General features: G+C 69.9%; 21 protein-coding genes. 17 read left to right on the top strand and 4 right to left on the bottom strand.

Going from position 1 to position 21,331, the window contains the following annotated elements:
- Positions 1-19: 19 nt before the first annotated feature.
- The gene (locus ACWFR3_RS41945; protein WP_453739984.1) at positions 20-1,045 is read right to left on the bottom strand and encodes a LacI family DNA-binding transcriptional regulator; all 1,026 of its coding nucleotides are present in this window, start codon (positions 1,043-1,045) and stop codon (positions 20-22) included.
- A 147-nt stretch (positions 1,046-1,192) separates the two neighbouring features.
- On the opposite strand from ACWFR3_RS41945, the gene ACWFR3_RS41940 reads away from it, so the two are divergent.
- The 12 genes from ACWFR3_RS41940 (at position 1,193) to ACWFR3_RS41885 (ending at position 13,328) form a co-directional block, all read left to right on the top strand.
- Positions 1,193-2,452, top strand: a complete 1,260-nt coding sequence (locus ACWFR3_RS41940) for an MFS transporter (RefSeq protein ID WP_453739983.1) — start codon at positions 1,193-1,195, stop codon at positions 2,450-2,452.
- 9 nt (positions 2,453-2,461) lie between these two features.
- Positions 2,462-3,823 (top strand): Pup--protein ligase, encoded by a 1,362-nt coding sequence (pafA, locus tag ACWFR3_RS41935; protein WP_150165878.1) that lies wholly within the window; start codon positions 2,462-2,464, stop codon positions 3,821-3,823.
- A gap of 130 nt (positions 3,824-3,953) precedes the next feature.
- On the top strand, positions 3,954-4,955 hold the full coding sequence (locus ACWFR3_RS41930) for an FKBP-type peptidyl-prolyl cis-trans isomerase (RefSeq protein WP_453739991.1): 1,002 nt from the start codon (positions 3,954-3,956) through the stop codon (positions 4,953-4,955).
- A 43-nt stretch (positions 4,956-4,998) separates the two neighbouring features.
- Positions 4,999-5,373, top strand: coding sequence for an FKBP-type peptidyl-prolyl cis-trans isomerase (locus ACWFR3_RS41925; protein WP_361196752.1), 375 nt, complete (start codon positions 4,999-5,001; stop codon positions 5,371-5,373).
- 148 nt (positions 5,374-5,521) lie between these two features.
- A complete protein-coding gene (locus tag ACWFR3_RS41920; protein WP_453739982.1) occupies positions 5,522-6,475 on the top strand; it encodes a helix-turn-helix transcriptional regulator in 954 nt (317 codons plus the stop codon).
- A 12-nt stretch (positions 6,476-6,487) separates the two neighbouring features.
- Complete coding sequence (locus tag ACWFR3_RS41915; protein ID WP_453739981.1) at positions 6,488-7,486, top strand: helix-turn-helix transcriptional regulator; 999 nt, start codon at positions 6,488-6,490, stop codon at positions 7,484-7,486.
- Positions 7,487-7,497: 11 nt separating this feature from the next.
- Complete coding sequence (locus tag ACWFR3_RS41910; RefSeq protein ID WP_453739990.1) at positions 7,498-7,749, top strand: hypothetical protein; 252 nt, start codon at positions 7,498-7,500, stop codon at positions 7,747-7,749.
- A 9-nt stretch (positions 7,750-7,758) separates the two neighbouring features.
- Positions 7,759-7,956, top strand: a complete 198-nt coding sequence (locus ACWFR3_RS41905; RefSeq protein ID WP_453739980.1) for a hypothetical protein — start codon at positions 7,759-7,761, stop codon at positions 7,954-7,956.
- A gap of 250 nt (positions 7,957-8,206) precedes the next feature.
- Complete coding sequence (tatA, locus tag ACWFR3_RS41900; protein ID WP_351164975.1) at positions 8,207-8,497, top strand: Sec-independent protein translocase subunit TatA; 291 nt, start codon at positions 8,207-8,209, stop codon at positions 8,495-8,497.
- Between the two features lie 47 nt (positions 8,498-8,544).
- Positions 8,545-9,516 carry a twin-arginine translocase subunit TatC gene (gene tatC, locus ACWFR3_RS41895; RefSeq protein ID WP_453739979.1) on the top strand — a complete coding sequence of 324 codons (972 nt, stop codon included), beginning with the start codon at positions 8,545-8,547 and terminating at the stop codon, positions 9,514-9,516.
- Between the two features lie 40 nt (positions 9,517-9,556).
- Complete coding sequence (locus ACWFR3_RS41890) at positions 9,557-10,465, top strand: diacylglycerol kinase (protein ID WP_453739978.1); 909 nt, start codon at positions 9,557-9,559, stop codon at positions 10,463-10,465.
- A gap of 52 nt (positions 10,466-10,517) precedes the next feature.
- Complete coding sequence (locus ACWFR3_RS41885; RefSeq protein ID WP_453739977.1) at positions 10,518-13,328, top strand: DEAD/DEAH box helicase; 2,811 nt, start codon at positions 10,518-10,520, stop codon at positions 13,326-13,328.
- Between the two features lie 52 nt (positions 13,329-13,380).
- Here ACWFR3_RS41885 and ACWFR3_RS41880 read toward each other — a convergent pair whose 3' ends face one another.
- Complete coding sequence (locus ACWFR3_RS41880; RefSeq protein ID WP_453739976.1) at positions 13,381-14,487, bottom strand: LLM class flavin-dependent oxidoreductase; 1,107 nt, start codon at positions 14,485-14,487, stop codon at positions 13,381-13,383.
- 548 nt (positions 14,488-15,035) lie between these two features.
- On the opposite strand from ACWFR3_RS41880, the gene ACWFR3_RS41875 reads away from it, so the two are divergent.
- The 5 genes from ACWFR3_RS41875 (at position 15,036) to ACWFR3_RS41855 (ending at position 19,612) form a co-directional block, all read left to right on the top strand.
- The gene (locus tag ACWFR3_RS41875) at positions 15,036-16,664 is read left to right on the top strand and encodes an ATP-binding protein (protein ID WP_453739975.1); all 1,629 of its coding nucleotides are present in this window, start codon (positions 15,036-15,038) and stop codon (positions 16,662-16,664) included.
- Positions 16,661-17,068, top strand: a complete 408-nt coding sequence (locus ACWFR3_RS41870; RefSeq protein ID WP_453739974.1) for a roadblock/LC7 domain-containing protein — start codon at positions 16,661-16,663, stop codon at positions 17,066-17,068. The genes ACWFR3_RS41875 and ACWFR3_RS41870 overlap by 4 nt, the downstream gene beginning before the upstream one ends.
- Positions 17,065-17,454, top strand: a complete 390-nt coding sequence (locus ACWFR3_RS41865) for a DUF742 domain-containing protein (protein ID WP_453739973.1) — start codon at positions 17,065-17,067, stop codon at positions 17,452-17,454. Before ACWFR3_RS41870 ends, ACWFR3_RS41865 begins: the two co-directional genes overlap by 4 nt.
- Positions 17,435-18,049 carry a GTP-binding protein gene (locus ACWFR3_RS41860; RefSeq protein ID WP_453739972.1) on the top strand — a complete coding sequence of 205 codons (615 nt, stop codon included), beginning with the start codon at positions 17,435-17,437 and terminating at the stop codon, positions 18,047-18,049. Before ACWFR3_RS41865 ends, ACWFR3_RS41860 begins: the two co-directional genes overlap by 20 nt.
- A 66-nt stretch (positions 18,050-18,115) precedes the next feature.
- Positions 18,116-19,612 (top strand): cytochrome P450, encoded by a 1,497-nt coding sequence (locus ACWFR3_RS41855; RefSeq protein ID WP_453739971.1) that lies wholly within the window; start codon positions 18,116-18,118, stop codon positions 19,610-19,612.
- Here ACWFR3_RS41855 and ACWFR3_RS41850 read toward each other — a convergent pair.
- Both ACWFR3_RS41850 and ACWFR3_RS41845 read right to left on the bottom strand, forming a co-directional pair.
- The gene (locus tag ACWFR3_RS41850; RefSeq protein WP_453739970.1) at positions 19,606-20,577 is read right to left on the bottom strand and encodes an RluA family pseudouridine synthase; all 972 of its coding nucleotides are present in this window, start codon (positions 20,575-20,577) and stop codon (positions 19,606-19,608) included. The genes ACWFR3_RS41855 and ACWFR3_RS41850 overlap by 7 nt on opposite strands.
- Before the next feature lie 40 nt (positions 20,578-20,617).
- On the bottom strand, positions 20,618-21,205 hold the full coding sequence (locus tag ACWFR3_RS41845) for a GNAT family N-acetyltransferase (protein ID WP_453739969.1): 588 nt from the start codon (positions 21,203-21,205) through the stop codon (positions 20,618-20,620).
- Positions 21,206-21,331: the final 126 nt, after the last annotated feature.

Genomic DNA, 21,331 nt, shown 5'->3' with positions numbered 1-21,331 from the left:
CGTACGCGTGTGTGGCGGGCTAGCGGGCGGCGGGCGCCGTCGAGCCGCGGATCACCAGCTCGACGGGGAGGGTGTCGGTCCGGGGCGTGCGTCCGTCGAGGACGGCGAGCAAGGACGTCATGCCGCGTTCGCCGAACCGTTCGGCGGGCAGTCGCACGGTGGTGAGTTCGGGTTCCACGGCGGTCGCCAGGGTGAGGTCGTCGAAGCCGGTCACGGAGAGGTCCTCGGGCACGCGCAGGCCGAGGCGGCGGGCCGCCTTGCAGGCCCCGGCGGCGAGGATGTCGTCGTCGCAGACGAGTGCGGTGGGGCGGGGCCCCGGAGCGCGGAGAGCGGCTTCAGCGGCCGTGCGGGCGTCGTCGACGGTGAGGAGTGCCCGCACGGTGCGTACGGCCGCGCCGGTGCCCCTCAGCGCCGTCGCGAGGGCCTCGGAGCGCACGTCGAAGGTCCAGGAGTCGACGCCCGCGGCGAAGTGCAGGAAGTCGCGGTGGCCCAAAGCGAGGAGATGCTCGGCCACCTGGCGCATGCCGTCGCCGATGTCGAGGTTGACGGTGGCCGCGCCGAGGCTGCCCGCCGGGTCGCTGTCGAGCATGACCAGGGGGAGTCCGTCGCCCTGGATGGTGGCGAGTGCGTCGGAGGCGATGGACGAGGCGAGGATGCCGTCCAGGGCGGCGCGGCTGGAGTCGAAGGGGGCGCGGGCGGGGCCGATGCCCTCGGGGGAGGGGTAGAGGACCACTTCGAAGCCGTGCTCGGCTGCGACGCGGGCGGCTCCGGTGTAGACGCGGGCGAAGAACTCGTTGGTGAGGGCGGGGACGACCAGGAGTGCCGTCCTGGTACGGCCGAGGCGGAGGTTGCGGGCCGCGAGGTTGGGGCGGTAGCCCAGTTCGCGGGCCGTGTCCCGGACGCGTTCGGCGGTGCGCTCGGCGACCCGGCCGCGCCACTTGTCGCCGAACACGAGGGAGACGGTGGCCTGGGACACCCCGGCGGCGCGTGCGACGTCGCGGCTCGTGGGGCGTGGCCCCGCGGCCTCCTGCTGTGGCCCGGCCACTCCTGGTACCTCCCTGATCGCGCCCGCGGGATGCTTTTCGGATGGACCCGCGGTGAGCGCTCATGGTACGTATGACCCTCGACGTTATACGTAAAACCTCGGCGCGTCGGTGCGGGGGAACCGAAGCAGGGGGAAGGGGCGGGAAGCATGGCTGCCGGATACGCGGAGATCCTCCGGACGAGATATGCGGGACGGTTGCTCGCGGGCACGCTGGTGGGGCGGCTGCCGAACGCGACCGCCCCGATCGCCATCGTGCTGTTCATCCGCGCCGAGGGCGGGACGTACAGCCTGGCCGGCGCCCTCGCCGCGGTGTACGGCGTGGCCAACGCGGTGGGGCAGCCGCTGCTCGGCCGCCTGGTGGACCTCTACGGACAGCCCCGGATCCAGCTCCCGGCCGCGGTCGTCTCCGCCCTCGGCATGGCCGCCTTCGCCTTCACCGGGCCCGATTCGCTGGCGCCCGCGTACGTGGCGGTGGCCGTGGCCGGGCTCTTCACGCCGCCGCTCGAGGGCGGCCTGCGCGCGCTGTGGCCCGGCGTCCTGGGCAAGGAGGAGCAGGTGCACACGGCGTACGCCATGGACGCCATCGCCCAGGAGGTCATGTTCACCGTCGGACCGCTGCTCGTCACGGGCTGCGTCGCGCTCTGGTCGGAGCAGGCCGCGCTGCTCGTCGTGAACGCCATCGGTGTGCTCGGCGCCCTCTCCGTAGTGGTGTCGCAGCCCTCGCGCGCGTGGCGTTCGGCGCCCCGTGAGGCGCACTGGCTCGGCGCGCTGCGCTCACCCGGCCTCATCGCGCTGCTCGGCGCGTTCCTCTTCATCGGCATGGCGCTCGGCTCCATCACCGTCGCCGGTGTGTCGTACGCCGACGGGAACGGCGGCGACGCGGTGTACGGCTGGATGATGGCCGCCCTCGGACTCGGCGCCCTCGTCGGCGGATCCGTGTACGGGGCGCGGCAGTGGGCCGGCGTCCCGGAGAAGCGCCTCACGGTCCTGGTGGCCCTGCTGGCGCTCTGCTACTGGCCGTTGACGCTGACGCCGGGCGCGGTCGCCATGACGGGGCTCGCCGCCGTCGCCGGAGTCTTCCTCGCTCCGGCGCTCGCGTGCGCGTTCATCATCGTCGACCGGCATGCCCCGCGGGGCACCGTCACCGAGGCGTTCTCTTGGCTCGTGACCACGTTCACGGTCGGCGCGTCGCTCGGCACGGCCGCGGCGGGTCCCGTCGTCGAATGGGGCGGGACCGTGTGGGGCTTCGCCGTCCCGGGGCTCGCCGGCGTCGCCGCTCTGCTTGTCCTGCTGGCCACGGCGCGGGTGCTCGCACTCCCCGCTTCTTCGGCGGTCGTTGCGGGTTCATCGGAAAATGATCGAAACGGTGCCGTCGAACCCGGTTTCAGCACAGGCCATCAGGCGTAATGTTCAGTCATGGACCGCCGCATTTTCGGGCTGGAGAATGAGTACGGCGTCACGTGCACGTTTAGGGGACAGCGCCGTCTGTCGCCTGACGAGGTGGCGCGCTACCTCTTCCGCCGTGTTGTCTCATGGGGCCGCAGCAGCAACGTCTTTCTGCGGAACGGCGCCCGCCTCTATCTTGACGTCGGGTCACATCCGGAATACGCAACACCGGAATGTGACAACGTGACCGAGCTGGTCACGCACGACAAAGCAGGCGAGCGCATTCTGGAAGGCCTGCTCGTCGACGCCGAACGCCGCCTGCACGAGGAGGGAATCGCGGGCGACGTCTATCTCTTCAAGAACAACACCGACTCGGCGGGAAACTCCTACGGCTGCCACGAGAACTATCTGGTGGCCCGGCACGGGGAGTTCTCGCGGCTCGCGGACATCCTCATTCCCTTCCTCGTCACGCGACAGCTGCTGTGCGGCGCGGGCAAGGTGCTGCAGACTCCACGCGGCGCCGTGTACTGCGTCAGTCAGCGTGCCGAGCACATCTGGGAAGGGGTCTCCTCCGCGACCACCCGCTCCCGGCCGATCATCAACACCCGCGACGAACCGCACGCGGACGCCGAGCGCTACCGCAGGCTGCACGTCATCGTCGGTGACTCGAACATGTCCGAGACGACCATGCTCCTGAAGGTCGGAGCCACCGACCTCGTCCTGCGCATGATCGAAGCGGGCACGGTGATGCGCGACCTGACCCTGGAGAACCCGATCCGGGCCATCCGCGAGGTCAGTCACGACATCACGGGCCGCCGCAAGGTGCGCCTGGCCAGCGGCCGTGAGGCCTCGGCCCTCGAGGTGCAGCGCGAGTACTACGAGAAGGCCGTGGACTTCGTGGACCGCCGCGGCATCCGCACGGGCACGGTCGAGCAGGTCCTCGAGCTGTGGGGCCGCACGCTCGACGCGATCGAGGCCGAGGACCTCGACCGCATCGGCACCGAGATCGACTGGGTCATGAAGTACAAGCTCATCGAGCGCTACCGAGCCAAGAACAACATGACCATGTCGCATCCGCGGGTCGCGCAGATAGACCTCGCGTATCACGACATCCACCGGCGTCGCGGGCTGTACTACCTCCTGGAGAAGAAGGGCCAAGCCGCCCGCATCTGCAACGACTTGAAGATCTTCGAAGGCAAGTCGGTGCCTCCGCAGACCACCCGCGCACGGCTGCGCGGCGACTTCATCCGCAGGGCCCAGGAGCAGCGCCGTGACTTCACGGTCGACTGGGTGCACCTCAAGCTCAACGACCAGGCACAGCGCACCGTGTTGTGCAAGGACCCCTTCCGGTCGGTCGACGACCGGGTGGAGAAACTGATCGCCGGTATGTAACCCCCGATACAGGAGATGCGTTGCGGGAACGCAACGCGGGGCGCCGTACGTTCCTCGTACGGCGCCCTTCTCCATGCGTAGAGTTGCGCGCACGCCAACCGACAAGATCGACCGATACGAGGCCCCCACCGTGCGCCGACGCTCACTTCTCCTTGCTGTTCCGGCCGGCCTGCTCACGCTGGCCGGCTGTGGCGACGACAAAAAGGCCGACAAGGCCAAGCCCAGCGACAGCCCATCCCCTTCCAACTCGTCCTCGGCCGCGCCGACGGCGAAGATCGTGGACGGGCCGCTGCCCGAGATCACGAAGGGGACGAAGTTCGGGCAGAAGCCGACCGTCGCCAAGGGACCGGGCAAGGCGTCCTCCGACCTCGCGGTCAAGACCCTGGTCGAGGGCAAGGGCGACGTGGTCAAGAAGGGCGACTACCTCCAGGCCAACTACCTCGGCCAGATCTGGGCCACGGCCAAGGTCTTCGACAACTCGTACGACCGCGGCAACCCCACCGTCTTCCCGATCGGTGTCGGTCAGGTCATCCCCGGCTGGGACCAGGCCCTGGTCGGCAAGAAGCTCGACAGCCGCGTGCAGCTCGCGATCCCGCCGAAGATGGGTTACGGCACCGAGGGCAACAAGCAGGCGGGCATCAAGGGCACGGACACGCTGGTGTTCGTCGTGGACCTCGTGGGGACCTTCAGCAACAAGAGCTCGGCCAAGGGCAAGGAGGTCGCGCAGTCCAACATCGACCTGCCCAAGGTCGGTACGAACACGGACGGCAAGGCCCCCTCGATCGACGTCCCCAAGAAGGACGCCCCCAAGAAGCTCGTCGCGAGCTACATCCTCGAGGGCGACGGCGAGGAGATCAAGGAGACCGACAGCCTCCTGTGCCAGTACAAGGGCGTGCTGTGGGCCGACGGCAAGGAGTTCGACTCCTCGTACAAGAGCGGCCAGCTCGCCTCGTTCCAGCTGGCGCAGGTCGTCAAGGGCTGGGCGCAGGGTCTGACCGGCAAGAAGGTCGGCAGCCGCGTCCTGGTCATCGTCCCCCCGAAGCTCGGGTACGGAGACCAGCCGCCGCAGGGCAGCACCATCAAGAAGGACTCCACGCTGGTCTTCACCGTGGACATCCTCGCGAAGATGTAAGACTGTCCCGGCCGGTCATTCGTATCAAGCAGGAGCATTAAACGTGAGCATCGAGAAGCCCGAGATCGACTTCCCCGACGGTCCGGTCCCCACCGACCTCGAGATCGTGGACATCTGGGAGGGCGACGGCCCGGAGGCCAAGGCCGGCGACACCGTCCAGGTCCACTACGTGGGAGTTTCCTTCTCCAGCGGTGAAGAGTTCGACGCCTCCTGGAACCGCGGCAACCCGCTCGCGTTCCAGCTGGGCGCCGGTCAGGTCATCGCCGGCTGGGACCAGGGCGTCCAGGGCATGAAGGTCGGCGGCCGCCGCAAGCTGACCATCCCCTCGCACCTGGCGTACGGCGAGCGCGGCGCCGGTGGCGGCCGCATCGCGCCCGGCGAGACGCTGATCTTCGTCTGCGACCTCGTCGCCGTCTGAGCGTCGTCCGAGCGATGACTGAGGCCAGGGTCTGATCAGACCTGTCCCATCGAGGCCCATGCCGGTTCCGGCATGGGCCTCGGCTTTTCCCACGACACCCCGGGGCGGTACGGTCGGCGGTCGGAAGTCATGTTGAGAAAGGGCGTCGATGGCCATTGCCAAGGCCGAGCGGCTGATGAACCTGGCGCTGTGTCTGCTCGGGACGCGGCGGCCGCTCAGCAAGCGCGAGCTGCGCGAGTCCATCGAGGCCTATCTGGAGGCGGGGTCCGACGACTCCTTCAACCGGATGTTCGAGCGCGACAAGGACGATCTGCGCGAACTCGGCCTGGTCATCGAGACGGTGGAGAACCTCGACGGCGAGGTCGGCTATCTCGCGCGCCGCGACAGCAACCGTCTGCCGCCCATCACCATCGACGCCGAGGAAGCCGCCGCACTCGGCCTCGCGGCCAAGGTCTGGCAGCAGGCCCGTCTCGCCGGAGCCGCCAGCGGCGCCCTGCAGAAGCTGCGCGCCGCCGGACTGCCCGAGGACGTCGACCCGTACGAGGCGCACAGCGCCCTCGAACCGCGCATCCCCGTGCACGAGGCGTCCTTCGAGCCGCTGATGCTGGCCTGCCGCGACCGCCGCCCCGTCGTCTTCGACTACCGCAAGGCCACCGCGGCCCGCCCCGAGCCCCGCCACGTCGAGCCCTGGGCCCTTGAGTGCTGGCGCGGCCACTGGTACCTCGCGGGCTGGGACCGCGACCGCGGCGCCGAGCGGGTCTTCAGGCTCTCCCGCATCACCGGGAAGGTCCGCGCCCGCGCCGGCAAGTTCACCGCCGACATCCCCGATGTGGTCACGGTGCGCGAGACCGTCGCGAGCTGGGCGGGGGAGAGCGCCGACCGTTCCGCCCTGATCAGACTGCGTACGGGCGCGGGCTATCCGCTGCGCGCCAAGGCCGCCCGCATACGTGCGGCGGGCGAGGGGTGGGACGAGTTGGAAATTCCGTACGGGCACGGGCTCGATGCCTGGCTGGTGGAGTTCGGGCCCGATGTGGTGGTCCTGGAGCCCGCCGAGCTGCGGGCCGACGTCGTGGACCGGCTGCGCGCCGTGGCCAAGGGCTGAGGGGGACACACCATGGCCACGAACGCCATCGACCAGACCCGGCGGATGCTCTCCCTGGTGACGTATCTGCGCGAGCGCCCCGGCGCGCACGTCAGTGACGTGGCCCGCGCCTTCGGGATCACCGAGGACGAGCTGATCTCGGACCTGGACGTGCTTCCGCTGTGCGGGACCAGCTTCCGCGGCGGTGACCTCCTGGACATCGACACCGACGGCGACCGCATCTGGTGGCACAACCCCGACGACGTGGCGGCACCGCTGCGCCTCGCCGCCGACGAGGCCACCGCGCTCCTGGTGGCCGCCCGCGCGGTCTCCACCCTGCCCGGGCTTCGCGAGAGCGACCGGCAGGCGCTCCTGCGCGCCACCGCGAAGCTGGAGGCCGCGGCCGGTGAGAACGCGGGCGCCAGCGCGCGGCTCTCGGTGACCTTCGAGTCCGAGGGCGGCGTCTTCGCCGAGGTCGACCGTGCCATCTCCGAGCGGCGCAGGCTCTGGCTGCGCTACTACTCGCCCGCGCGCGACGAGCTCACCGAGCGCGAGGTCGACCCCGTCAGGCTCTTCGCCGTCGGGCACACGTACATGGAGGCGTGGTGCTACCTCTCCGAGGCGCGCCGCACCTTCCGTCTCGACCGGGTGGCCGAGATCAAGATCCTGGACGAGCCGTCGTCGCCGCCCGAGGTCGAGCTGCGTGATCTCTCCGAGGGACTCGTGCAGCCCGCCGCGGAGGACCCCGAGGTGGTCGTCGAGGTCGGCCCCGGCGGCCGCTGGGTCGCCGAGTACTACCCCCACGACAGCGCCGAGGAGCTCCCCGACGGCGGCCTGCGGATCACCCTGCGCACGCCGGACCCGACCTCGCTGCGGCGGCTCGCGCTGCGGCTCGGCGGGGACGGGCACATCGTCTCCCCGGCTGATCTCGCGGACAGTGCGCGCCGGGCGGCACGCGAGGCGCTCGCGGCCTATGACGAGCACGACAAGCACCCCGGCGCGTCGTACGACAGGCAGGAGCAAGGGCGTTGAACGCAAAGATCATGTCCGAGATTCCCGGTATGTCGAGGATCGCCCCTGTGCTCTTCAAGGCCGCCTGCCCCGACTGCCGCGCCCGCTTCGAACTCTCCGCGGGCGCCCTGCGGTTGGCCATCGGCGCCTCGGCCCGCACCACCTTCTACTCGTTCACGTGCCCCGAGTGCGACACCGCGGTACGCAAGCCCGCGGGCGAGCGCATCGTCGAACTGCTCACCGGCGGCGGGGTGCGGACACTGCGTCTGCACTCGACCGTCTAGGCTCGGCGCATGTTCTGGGCGATGCTGGCGATTGCCGCGGGGTTCTGTGGCCTCGCCGTACTCGGCGTTTTGGCGATCCGGGTCTTCATCGAGGCGCAGCGCCTCAGCGCCCAAGTGACGCAGACCACACAGCGGATCAATCGTGCTGCGGAAGATCTTGAGGCGGCCGCGACCGGTGTGGCCCGTGCGGGCCGGGATGTCCTTTAGTCCCTGTGAATCCCGGCGATACGGCCGGGGCGCACATCGATGCCGTGGCCTGTCAACTTCCCTTGTCCGGCAGGTACGCTGCTGCAGTGGCCCGGATTGCGAGGCGCGGGCCGCAACTGGGAGTACGCACAGGGATTGCCCTGCGTTCACCCCTGAGCGTTACGATCGCTGCCAGCACGGTGGCCGGACAGCCAAGTCCGGCCTGTCCGGCAGCCCCGCCCCTGCCGCCTCGGTGAGAAGGTAAAGACCTATGTTCGGAAAGATCGGCGCCCCCGAGATCATTCTCATTCTCGTCGTCATCGTTCTGCTGTTCGGCGCGAAGAAGCTTCCCGACATGGCCCGGTCGCTCGGCAAGTCCGCGCGCATCCTCAAGAGCGAGGCCAAGGCGATGAAGTCGGACGGCAAGAAGGACGAAGCCGCCCCGGCCGACCCGCCCGGTGACCCTTCCGCCGCCCAGCCCCGCACCATCCAGGCCGCGCCCGGTGACGTGACCAGCTCGCGCCCGGTCACCGAGCCCACCGACAGCACGACCAAGCGCTGATCCAAGGCCGGCGACGGCCGGCCTGCCGCACGAGATGAGGACGTGGGTTGCTCAAGCCTGCCCGCAAGAAGGAACAGGATCCCGAGGGGCGGATGCCGCTTGCGGAGCACCTGCGCGAGCTCCGCAACCGGCTCGCGAAGGCCGTGCTGGCCATCATCGTCGTCGCGATCGTCGCTGCCTTCTTCTACAAGGACATCATCGAGTTCTTCACGAACCCGATCCTGAACTCCGTGGGGTGCGAGAAGAGCTTCGCCGAGCTGGCGAAGGAGGAGGACGGCACGTGCGCGCGCATCGTGCTGAACGGTCTGCTCACGCCGTTCACGCTCGCGCTGAAGATCTCCCTGATGGCCGGTGTGGTGCTCGCGTCGCCGATCTGGCTCTACCAGCTGTGGGCCTTCGTCGCCCCCGGCCTGCACAAGAGCGAGAAGAAGTACGCCTACGGCTTCGTGGCCGCCGGTTTCCCCCTGTTCCTGGGCGGCGGGTTCTTCGCGTACAAGACGCTGCCGACGATGGCGCGGGTGCTGCTCGAATTCTCGCCGGGCGGGATCGACAACTTCTTGCCGCTGGACGAGCTGATCGACCTGGTCACCCGCATGGTGATCGTCTTCGGCCTCTCCTTCGAGCTGCCGCTCCTTCTGGTGATGCTGAACCTCACCGGGGTGCTCACCGGCAAGCGCATGCTCGGCTGGTGGCGCGGCATGATCATGGGCATCACGGTCTTCGCGGCCGTGGCGACGCCCAGCACGGACCCGCTGACCATGATCGCCCTCGCCGGACCGATCTGGGTGCTCTACTTCGCGGCCACCGCCTTCTCGCTCATGAACGACCGGCGCAAGGCCAAGATCGAGGCTGACGGACCCGATGACGACGAGGCGTCCGAGCTCGACCTGACCCCCGAGGAGGTCGGCGAGATCGAGCCCGTGTCCGCGAACCGTGCGCTGCCCGAGCAGGCGAGCGGCGACGGCGCCGGCGCCGTCGCGAACAGGGATCGGGTAAACGGTTTCGACGATGTGACCTGATCTTGTAGGGTCCTCCCGCAAACGACGTCCGGGGGCCCCAGTGACCAGCGACATCACTCTCTTCGTCAATCCCACCGCAGGACGCGGCCGGGGCGCTCACGCGGCGCAGCCGGCCGCTTCGGCGTTGCGGGCGGCAGGTTTCTCCGTGCGCACGGTCATCGGCGAGGACTCCGCCGACGCGCTGCGCCGGGCACGCGATGCCGTCCATGCCGGTACGCGCGCGCTGATAGCCGTCGGCGGTGACGGCATGGCGAGCCTCGCGCTGCAGGCCGTCGCACAGACGCCGACACCCCTGGGCGTGGTCGCCGTGGGTACCGGCAACGACTTCGCGCGTGCGCTCGGGCTTCCGGTGCGCGATCCGGCCGCCGCGGGGGCGGTCATCGCCGAGGCGCTCGACGCGGGGCGCACGCGCGACGTCGACCTGGGGCGGGTCGGCAAGACGTGGTTCGGCACCGTGCTCGCCTCCGGCTTCGACTCGCGGGTCAACGACCGGGGCAACCGGATGCGCTGGCCCACCGGACGCTTCAAGTACGACCTGGCGATGGCCGCCGAGCTGGCCGCCTTCCGGCCTGTCCCGTACCGGATCATGCTGGACGGCGGCCGGGTCCACGAGGTCGACGCGACACTCGTCGCCGTCGGGAACGGACCGTCGTACGGCGGAGGCATGAAGATCTGCGCGCGGGCCGACCTCAGCGACGGCCTCTTCGACGTCACGGTCGTCGGCGACTGCAGCCGCAGGACACTCCTGAAGGTCTTCCCGAAGGTGTACAAGGGCACGCACCTGGACCACCCCAAGGTCACCGTGTTCCGGGCCGCGAAGGTGGAACTCGCCGCCCCGGACGTCACCGGGTACGCGGACGGCGAGCAGCTCGGCGGGCTTCCGCTGACGGCGGAGTGTGTGCCGGGGGCCGTGCGCGTTCTCGGGCCCGAGGGGCCGCGGAGACCGTAAGAGAGATAATGATCGTCCGTTGTCAGTGGTGGCCGGTAGTCTCGAAAGCACGATGACAGAGGACCTCTCACCGGCCGAGCGGTACGCGGCGGCGCGCGAGCGCGCTGTCGAGCAGGCCACCGCACTCGCTGGCTTCCGCGAGATGTACGAATTCGGCCTCGACCCCTTCCAGATCGACGCCTGTCGGGCGCTCGAAGCGGGCAAGGGTGTACTCGTGGCCGCCCCCACGGGCTCGGGCAAGACGATCGTCGGCGAGTTCGCCGTGCACCTGGCCCTGCTGCAGGGCAAGAAATGCTTCTACACCACGCCCATCAAGGCGCTCTCCAACCAGAAGTACGCCGACCTCTCCAAGAGATACGGCGCCGACAAGGTCGGTCTGCTGACCGGCGACAACAGCGTCAACTCCGATGCCCCGGTGGTCGTGATGACCACCGAGGTGCTGCGGAACATGCTGTATTCGGGCTCGCAGTCCCTGCTGAACCTCGGCTATGTGGTGATGGACGAGGTGCACTACCTCTCCGACCGCTTCCGCGGCGCCGTCTGGGAAGAGGTGATCATCCACCTCCAGGAGTCGGTGACGCTGGTCTCCCTGTCGGCGACCGTGTCGAACGCCGAGGAGTTCGGCGACTGGCTGGACACCGTGCGCGGCGACACGCAGGTGATCGTCTCGGAGCACCGGCCCGTGCCGCTGTTCCAGCACGTCCTGGCCGGGCGCCGGATGTACGACCTCTTCGAGGAGGGGGAGGGCCAGCGCAAGGCCGTCAACCCCGACCTCACGCGCATGGCGCGGATGGAGGCCAGCCGTTCGTACAACCCGCGTGACCGTCGCAAGGGCAAGATGGTCCGCGAGGCCGACCGCGAGCGGGAGCGCAGACAGCGCTCGCGGATCTGGACGCCGGGCCGGCCCGAGGTCATCGACCGGCTCGACTCCGAAGGTCTCCTGCCCGCGATCACCTTCATCTTCAGCCGCGCGGCCTGCGAGGCCGCCGTGCAGCAGTGCCTGCACGCGGGGCTGAGGCTGAACGACGAGGACGCACGGGCCAAGGTCCGCGAGATCGTCGAGGAGCGCACGGCCGCCATCCCGGACGAGGACCTGCACGTCCTCGGTTACTACGAATGGCTCGAAGGCCTGGAGCGCGGCATCGCCGCGCACCACGCGGGCATGCTGCCCACCTTCAAGGAGGTCGTCGAGGAGCTCTTCGTGCGCGGTCTGGTGCGCGCGGTCTTCGCCACCGAGACCCTCGCGCTCGGCATCAACATGCCCGCGCGGAGCGTGGTCCTCGAAAAACTCGTCAAGTGGAACGGCGAGCAGCACGCGGACATCACGCCCGGCGAGTACACCCAGCTGACCGGCCGTGCCGGGCGGCGCGGCATCGACGTCGAGGGCCATGCGGTGGTCCTGTGGCAGCGCGCCATGAGTCCGGAGCACCTCGCGGGGCTCGCCGGCACGCGCACCTACCCGCTGCGGTCCAGCTTCAAGCCGTCGTACAACATGGCGGTGAACCTGGTCGAGCAGTTCGGGCGGCACCGCTCGCGCGAGCTCCTGGAGACGTCCTTCGCGCAGTTCCAGGCCGACAAGTCGGTCGTCGGGATCTCCCGCCAGGTGCAGAAGAACGAAGAGGGACTCGAGGGCTACAAAGCCTCGATGACCTGTCACCTGGGCGACTTCGACGAGTATGCGCGGCTGCGCCGCGAGTTGAAGGACCGGGAGACCGAGCTCGCCAAGCAGGGTGCCAACCAGCGCAGGGCGGCCGCCGCCGCTGCCCTGGAGAAGCTCAAGCCCGGCGACGTCATCCACGTGCCGACCGGTAAGTACGCGGGCCTGGCGCTCGTCCTGGATCCGGGAATCCCCGCCGGGCGGGTCAACGGCCACCGCGGCTTCGAGCACCAGGACGGGCCGCGCCCTCTTGTCCTCACCTCCGAGCGGCAGGTCAAGCGGCTCGCCTCGATGGACTTCCCGGTCCCGGTCGAGGCGCTGGAGCGGATGCGCATCCCGAAGTCGTTCAACGCGCGTTCGCCGCAGTCGCGCCGTGACCTGGCGTCCGCGCTGCGCACCAAGGCCGGGCACATCGTGCCCGAGCGCCACCGCAAGGGCCGCGCCGCCGCCGCGGACGACCGCGAGATCGCTCGCCTCCGTACGGAACTGCGGGCGCACCCCTGCCACGGGTGCGACGAGCGGGAGGACCACGCCCGCTGGGCCGAGCGCTACTACCGCCTGCGGCGGGACACCGTGCAGCTGGAGCGGCGGATCGAGGGGCGCACGAACACCATCGCGCGCACCTTCGACCGGATCGTCGCGCTGCTGACCGAGATGGACTATCTGCGGGGCGACGAGGTCACCGAGCACGGCAAGCGCCTCGCCCGGCTCTATGGAGAGCTGGACCTCCTGGCGAGCGAATGCCTGCGCGAAGGCGTGTGGGAAGGCCTCAGCCCGGCCGAACTGGCCGCGTGCGTCTCGGCGTTGGTGTTCGAGGCCCGGATGGCGGACGACGCGCTCGCCCCCAAGCTGCCCTCCGGCAAGGTGAAGGCCTCGCTCGGCGAGATGGTGCGGATCTGGGGGCGGCTCGATGCCCTCGAAGAAGAGTTCAAGATCAACCAGGCGGAAGGCGTCGGGCAGCGGGAGCCGGACCTCGGCTTCGCCTGGGCGGCGTACATGTGGGCGTCCGACAAGGGCCTCGACGAGGTGCTCCGGGAGATCGAGATGCCTGCCGGGGACTTCGTGCGGTGGTGCAAGCAGGTGATCGACGTCCTCGGACAGATTTCGGCCGCAGCTCCGCGCGAGGGGAGCACGGTCGCGAAGAACGCCCGCAAGGCCGTGGACCAGCTGCTGCGGGGAGTCGTGGCATACAGCTCGGTCGGCTGACGGAACGGGGTCCGGGGGCTCGGCCTCCGGACCCCGCTCCTGCGAAGGCTGTCTACGCCGCCGCGCTCGTCCGCTCCGCGTCCCGCTTGGCGACCTCTTCCCGCACGATCGGGATCACGTGCCGCCCGAAGTCGATCGCGTCGTCCAGAAGGTCGTAGCCACGGGCGGAGAGGATCTCCACTCCCAGGTCGTAGTAGTCCAGGAGGGCCCGGGCGACCGTTTCCGGAGTGCCCACCAGTGCCGTCGAGTTGCCGGCGCCACCCGTTTCCGCGGCCGTCGGCGTCCACAGCGCCCGGTCGTGGCGCTCACCCGATGCCGCCGCCGCCAGCAGGCGCTGCGAGCCCGCATTCTCGGGGTTCTTCAGCGGATGGCGGCGGGACAGCGGCGCTCCCGCCTTACGGGCCTTGATGCGGGCCAGGGTCGCGTGCGCCTTCTCCCAGGCCAGTTCCTCGGTCGGCGCGATGATCGGGCGGAAGGCCACCTGGATCCGGGGAACGTCCGTGCGCCCGGCCGCTTTCGCCGCCGCCTTCACCGACTCGATCTGCTCGGCGGTCTGTGCGAGCGGCTCGCCCCACAGGCAGTAAATGTCGGCCTCCGCACCTCCGGCGGCGTACGCGGCGGGCGATGAACCCCCGAACGACACGCGCGGATGCGGCTGTTGGACCGGGAAGGTGTCGCTGACGAAGTCGTCGAAGCGGTAGTACTCGCCCTCGTGGTCGAACGGGTCGTGCGAGGTCCACGCCCTCTTGATGATCTGGATGGCCTCGCGGGTGCGCGCGTACCGCTCGTCCTTGGTGCGGAAGTCGCCCTCGCGCTGCTGCTCGTGGTCGTTGCCGCCCGTGATGAAGTGCACGGCGAGGCGGCCGTCGCTGATGTGGTCCAGGGTCGCGAACGTCTTCGCGGCGAAGGTGGGGTACGAGACGTTCGGGCGGTGCGCGACCAGGATCTGGAGCCTGTCCGTGCGGGCCGCAACATAGGCGGCGGCGGGGGAGGGGTCGGGTGAACCCGATCCGTAGGCGAACAGGACACGGTCCCAGCCTTGGTCCTCATGGGCCCGGGCGAGCCTGAGGGTGTAGTCCTTGTCGAAGGACACGCCCGGGCGGGCGGTGACTTCGGAGCCTTCGTTGGTCGCGGCGATGCCGAGAAACTCGACGGGCACGGCGGAGCCTCATCTCAACTTGTCGTGGTGTGCGCTGACTTGCGTCGACGTGGAAGCAATCAGAAGCAACACGACGCGGACCACACACGACCGAAGTCGATGTGATCGCGGGTGACAAGACGCGGCTGAGGGCGCATGCGCCCAGTTGAACAGCAGTCCTTGTGGGCGTCAACCAGGTCCGGGACGGGCCGCGTCCGGGTCCGGTCGGAGGGCCCGAACAGGGGGTGGCCAAAGATGTGTTCCCGCCTGTTCGACGCCATCACTCCATGTGTTCGATTGATCGCCGGGCGTGCAAATGGAGCCGAGTGTATGCCCGCCGATGCGGCCGATGCAGAGGGTTACCGAATATGACTCGGTGCTGAATTCGGCGCACTAAGCTCGCCCGGAGCGCGGCGAGTTGCAGTGAGTTGCGATAAATTCGCGCGTTTGTTCCCAGATCCTTCGAATAGTTCGGATTCGTCTATCGCTCTCAACAACCCGTAAAATCCCCCGATTTCGCAGAATCAATCCCCCTTTCCTTCCCCAAGACGAGTGTTCAGAGGGCATACATGGTGAGTGTTCAATCGCCTCCCGGTGGCCGAGAAGTCCCTTACGCACGTGTGTTGTTGCTGCCCGCCATGCTGATGGCCGCGGCGACCGGAGCCGCCGTCGCGGCGGTGACGGAACCCGCCCGCATCGCGGTGGCCCTGTGCGGCGGGATCGCGACCCTCGTGGTCGTCGCGGTCGGCGCCGAAGCGGTGCGCCGCGGCCGGACCATGCGGGAGTTGCACACGCAGTACGCACAGCGCCTCGCCTACCTGGATCGGCGCATCGCGTCCCACGACGACGAGACCGTCCGGCTCGGCAGGGAGATCATCCCTGAGGCCGTCTTCAGGCTCCGGCAGGGCGAAGCGCCCTCGGAAGTGATCCGCCATCTCGTCGACGGCGACGAGTCCTTCTCCGAACTCCCGGATTCACAGCGCCAGATGCTCCGGCACGTCCTGGACACCCTGGACACCGGAGAGGCGATGCGCGAGTCCTCGCAGCGCGCCTTCGTCAACATCGCCCGGCGCGTCCAGGTCATCGTCCACCAGCAGTCCGCGGAACTGCGCGAGATGGAGGAGTTCCACGGCCGCAACCCCGAGGTCTTCGACGACCTGCTCCGCATCGACCACGGCACCGCCCTGATCGGCCGCCTCGCCGACTCGATCACCGTGCTCGGCGGCGCCCGTCCCGGACGCCAGTGGCCCAAGCCCGTACCGCTGTTCAGCGTGTTGCGCGGCGCCATGTCCCGGATCCTGGAGTACCAGCGCGTCGATCTGCACTCGATCGCCAAGGTCGCCATCCGCGGCACGTCCGTGGAGCCTCTCATCCACGCCTGCGCCGAGCTGCTCGACAACGCCACGCGCTACTCGCCGCCGCAGACCCGCGTGCACGTCACCGCGGTCGAGGTGCAGACGGGCATCGCCATCGAGATCGAGGACGGCGGCGTCAGCCTCAGCGAGGAGGCGCGGGCACGGGCCGAGCGCATGCTCGCCCAGGCACAGGCCGGCATCGACCTGAACGACCTCGGTGAGACCCCCCGCCTCGGCATGGCCGTCGTGGGCCGGCTCTCGCAGATGTACAACCTGCAGGTCTCGCTGCGGCAGTCCGCGTACGGCGGCGTCCGCGCGGTGCTCATCGTCCCGCGCGAAATGATCACCACCGGACCCGCCCCCGGCCTCGCGCACGGCATCGGCGCGTCCGCGGTGCCCCGGGTGAACTCCGAGGGCGTGCCCATCGAGGAGACCCAGGGCATCCGGCGCAAGAAGCCCCGTGTGATGACGGCGGGACCGCCCATCCCCAAGCCGCTCACCGCGGCCATGGAGGACGACATCCCCGAGGTGACCGAGTGGACACCGAACGGTCTGCCGCAGCGTCGCAGCCGGGTCCGCACCCCGCTGGCCGAGCGCCTCGCCCAGGAGGCCGCCGACGAGAAGTACGCCAAGCAGCGCGCCCAGTACGCCCCGCAGGCGAGCGCACCGGCCGCTCCCGAACCGGTGAAGAAGGAGGAGAAGGAGCCCGGCCTCTGGATCGAGGCCTTCATGAAGGGCGTCAACGGCGACGAGTCCGCGGCCGATGACCCGTTGTTCCCCAAGGGACACAGCGAGAACGACCACGGCAATGCCGACAACGCCGACGAGGGAGGCTGGAAGTGATCCAGCAACGGGCCAATTTCGACTGGATGCTCAAGGAACTCGCCGACGGGGTGCCGCAGACCCGGCAGATCGTGGTGCTCTCCGCGGACGGTCTGCGCATCGCTCGCTACGGCGGTGACCCCGACGGGGCCGACCGGGTCGCCGCCGCCTGTGCGGGACTTCAGTCCCTGGCCGCCGCGGTCGCCACCGAGATCCCGCACAGCGGCGGCGGGATGCGCATGGTGATCATCGAGGTCGACGGCGGCTACTTCTACCTGATGGCCGCGGGAGCCGGCGCCTACCTCGCCGTGCTCGCCGACGAAACCGTCGACGCGGGCCTCATCGGCAACCGCATGCGGGACCTGGTCGTGCGGATCGGCGCCCACCTGACGAGCCCGCCGCGGCGTGACGGGCAGGCCGTATGAATCCTCCGCAAGGCGAGAATCCCTCCCACCGAGACGACCCTCCCCAACGGGAACGGCGCAGCCCGGAGAATCCCGAGCGGCTCTACATCCTGACCGGTGAGGACACGGAGAGGGCGCCCCTCGACCTCGTCACGCTGATCGTCGCGGACGGCGAGGCACCGCCGACGGCCGAGCCGGAGCACTCCGCCGTCCTGCGGCTGTGCAGGACGCCGCTGTCCGTCGCCGAGCTCTCGGCCTATCTCGCGCTGCCGTTCAGCGTGGTGACCGTCCTGCTGACGAAGATGCTCGGGGTCGAACTGGTACAGGCGCGGGCGCCGATCGTCCGCTCCACCCTCCCCGACCGTTCCCTTCTCGAAGCGGTGATGCATGGACTTCAAAAGCTCTGACACGATCACCGGGCCCAGCAGCGAAGAGGTACTGCCGCACACGACCACGGCCGCCGTGAAGGTCGTCATCGTGGGCGGGTTCGGCGTCGGCAAGACGACGATGGTCGGCTCGGTCAGCGAGATCCGTCCGCTGACCACCGAAGAGACCATGACCCAGGCCGGTATCGGCGTCGACGACAACTACGGCTCGGAGACCAAGACGGCCACCACCGTCGCCATGGACTTCGGCCGGATCAGCCTCTCCGAAGAGCTGGTGCTCTATCTGTTCGGCACCCCCGGCCAGGAGCGCTTCTGGTTCCTGTGGAACGGCCTCTTCGAAGGTGCGCTCGGCGCCGTCGTCCTGATCGACACCCGCCGTCTCGAAGTCAGCTTCGACGTGATCGGCCGCCTCGAGGAGCGGGGCGTGCCCTTCGTCGTCGCCGTGAACGACTTCCCCGACGCGCCCCAGCACCCGATGGACGCGCTGCGCCGCGCCCTCGACCTGGACGAGGCCGTGCCGATGGTCAAGTGCGACGCCCGGCAGCGCGCATCGAGCCGGGACACCCTGCTGACCCTGATGCGCTACCTGCACTCCCTGACCGTGGCCCGCGTCTGACGCCTCACCCCATCCGCAACCCCGGAAACTCCCCGGAATCTCTTCCGCAACCCCGGAGCGACGAACGTGACGACCCCTTCCCACTCCCACCCCGGCACGGACGACCCGGCCATGCCGCCCCCCGGCTGCCCCGCGCACGGCCTCGGGCTCGGCCCCGGCGGCCTGCGCAGGCTCTACGGGCCCGAGGCGGACACCGACCTCGCGGGCGTGTACGAGAAGATGCGCGCCGACCACGGCGCGGTGGCCCCGGCCCTGCTGCACAACGACGTACCCATCTGGGCCGTACTCGGCCACAGCGAGAACCTGCACATGGTGCGCACCCCCTCGCAGTACACCCGCGACGCGCGCCAGTGGCGGGCCGTCCAGGACGGCAGCATGGGCGCCGACCACCCGCTCGCCCCCGTCGTCACCTGGCAGCCCATGGCCAGTTTCGTGGAGGGCGACGAACACCAGCGGCTGCGCGGCGCGGTCACCGGCGCCATGGCGGGCCTCGACCACCGCGGCATCCGGCGCTACATCAACCGCTACAGCAATCTCCTGCTCAACGACCTCTGCCAGGGCGGCAAGGCCGACCTGGTGAGCGAGTTCGCCGAGCATCTGCCGATGATGGTGATGTGCCATGTCCTGGGCATGCCCGAGGAGTACAACGAGCGGATCGTGCAGGCCGCACGCGACATGCTCCGGGGCACCGAGACCGCCATCGCCAGCAACGCGTACATCATGGACGCGCTGATGCGCCTGGTGGCGCGGCGCAGGACGAAGGCCGAGGAGGACTTCACCAGCAACCTCATCGCGCAGCCCCAGCAGCTCACCGACGAGGAGGTCGGCACGCATCTGCGGCTCGTGCTCATCGCCTCGTACGAGGCGACGGCCAACCTCATCGCGAACGCCCTGCGCATGGTCCTCACCGACCCGCGTTTCCGCGCCCAGCTCAGCGGCGGCCAGATGACGGTCCCGGAGGCGATCGAGCAGTCCCTGTGGGACGAGCCGCCCTTCAGCGCCATGGTCGGGTACTTCGCCAAGCAGGACACGCAGCTCGGCGGCCAGGAGATCAAGGCGGGCGACGGTCTGATCTTCGGTATCGCGCCGGGCAACGTGGACCCCGTCGTACGCCCGGATCTCGCGGCCAACATGCAGGGCAATCGCTCTCATCTGGCGTTCGGCGGCGGACCGCACGAGTGTCCGGGGCAGGACATCGGCCGTGCCATCGCCGAAACCGGCGTGGACGCGCTCCTCATGCGCTTCCCGGACGTGGAACTCGCTGTCGAGGAGAGCGAGTTGAGGTGGACCTCGTCGATCCTCTCCCGGCACCTGGTGGAGCTGCCCGTGCACTTCGCGCCGCGGCCCCCGCAGGACGTGATGGCGCGGCCGATGGCCCGGGTGCCCAGTGCGCGGGGCGACTGGCAGGTGTCCTCGCCGACGCCGCGGCCCGCGCAGCCCGCGACACCGCAGCCGGCGGCGCCCGCCGGGCCGCCGCCCGTGCCCGAGTCCGCACCGGTGGTGGCGCCCGTGCCGCGGCAGGGGGTGTGGCGGCGCCTCGTCACCTGGTGGCGGGGTTACTGACCGTCCGCCGCGTCCGGTGACGGGTTCGCCCAGGAGTCGTACGCGGTCCAGGAGCCCAGCTCGCGGGTGCTGACGAAGCGGTGGTCGGCGCCCGTGACGGGATCCTTGAACTCCATGACGCGGGACAGGAGTTGCAGGGGCCGCCGGAAGTCGTCCGGCGGCACCGGGCCCGTCACCAGCGGGTAGAGCGGATCGCCGAGGATCGCAAGCCCCATGGCGTTCATGTGCACCCGCAGCTGGTGGGTGCGGCCGGTGTGCGGGGTGAGCCGGTAGCGCGCCAACCCGTCTTTGTGCCCGATGAGTTCGACCCGGCTCTCGCTGTTGGGCTCGGCGCCGGGGACTTCGTACGCGGCGATGATGCCGCGTTCCTTGACGATGTGGCTGCGCACGGTGCGGGGGAGTTCGACCGCGGGGTCGTGGGCGGCCACGGCCTCGTACTCCTTGTGCACCCGCCGCTCGCCGAACAGCATCTGGTACGCGCCGCGTTCCGCGGGCCGCACGGTGAAGAGGATCAGCCCCGCGGTGAGCCGGTCGAGGCGGTGCGCGGCACCGAGCGAGGGGATGTCAAGATCCCTGCGCAGCCGGGCGAGCGCGGTCTCGGTGACATGGCTGCCGCGGGGCGTGGTCGCCAGGAAGTGGGGTTTGTCGGCGACGACGATGTGCTCGTCGCGGTACACCACATCGATTCCGTACGGCACCGGGACCTCGTCCGGCAGATCCCGGTGGAACCACACGAAGGCGCCGGGCACATAGGGAGCGTCCGGCGCCACGGGGAGCCCGTCCGCGCCGACGACGAGACCGTCCCGCAGCATCCCGTCGATCACCCCCGGCCCCGGCTTGAGCCGCTCGACGAGATGATCCCGTACGGTCGCCCACGCCCCGTCGGCAGGCAGCTTGACCCGCATGGGGTCGACGCCGCGGCGCTGCGGCAGGGGAGAGGGCGGGATACGGGGCTTACGGGTCACAACCGGCAAGAGTACGGGTCCCGGCGGGGCGCCTTGCCGGTCATCCTTCGTCGCCCCGGATGCGGGCGTGCAGGTGCATGTCGTGCCAGCCGTCCGCGTGCAGCAGCGCGCTGCGTTTGGTGCCCTCCGGGGCGAAGCCCGTCTTGAGCGCGACCCGGCAGGAGGCCTCGTTGGCCGTGGAGTGGGTGAGTTCGATGCGGTGCAGGCCCACTTCGGTGAACGCCCAGTCGCTCAGGGCGGTGAGGGCGCGCGGGGCGATGCCCCGGCCGCGGGCCGACGGCATGGTCCAGTAGGCGACTTCGGCCCGGCCGTCGGCGAGGTCGATGAGGCGCAGAGCGATCCGGCCCACCACCGCGTCCGTCGTGGCGTCTGAGATGGCCCAGTACGCGTCGCGTTCCCCGGACCAGGCCTTGCCCCAGTCCTCGATCCAGCCGCCGGCCTCGTCGACCGAGTCGGCCTCGCGGGCGTGCCAGCGCTGCATCGCCGGGTCCTGGAACGCCTCGTACACGGCGGGGGCGTCGGCCGCCTGCCAGGGGCGGATGAGGAGGCCTCCCGGCGCGGGGATGCGGGGTTGTTCCTGGCCGGCGAAGGTGCCCGCCGGGACGATGTCAGAGATCTTGAAGGGCATCCCGGCATGGTGCCAGCGGGCTCCGCCCCAGGGAACCGATTTTGGTCTCACTTCGTCCGCGGGCCGGTGGGGGCTTGTCGCGCCGTTCCCCGCGCCCCTGACGGGGCGCAGGCAAGCCCCGTCAGG

This window comes from Streptomyces sp. NPDC055189 (assembly GCF_053606765.1).
This window is presented reverse-complemented; position numbering and strand designations above follow the sequence as displayed.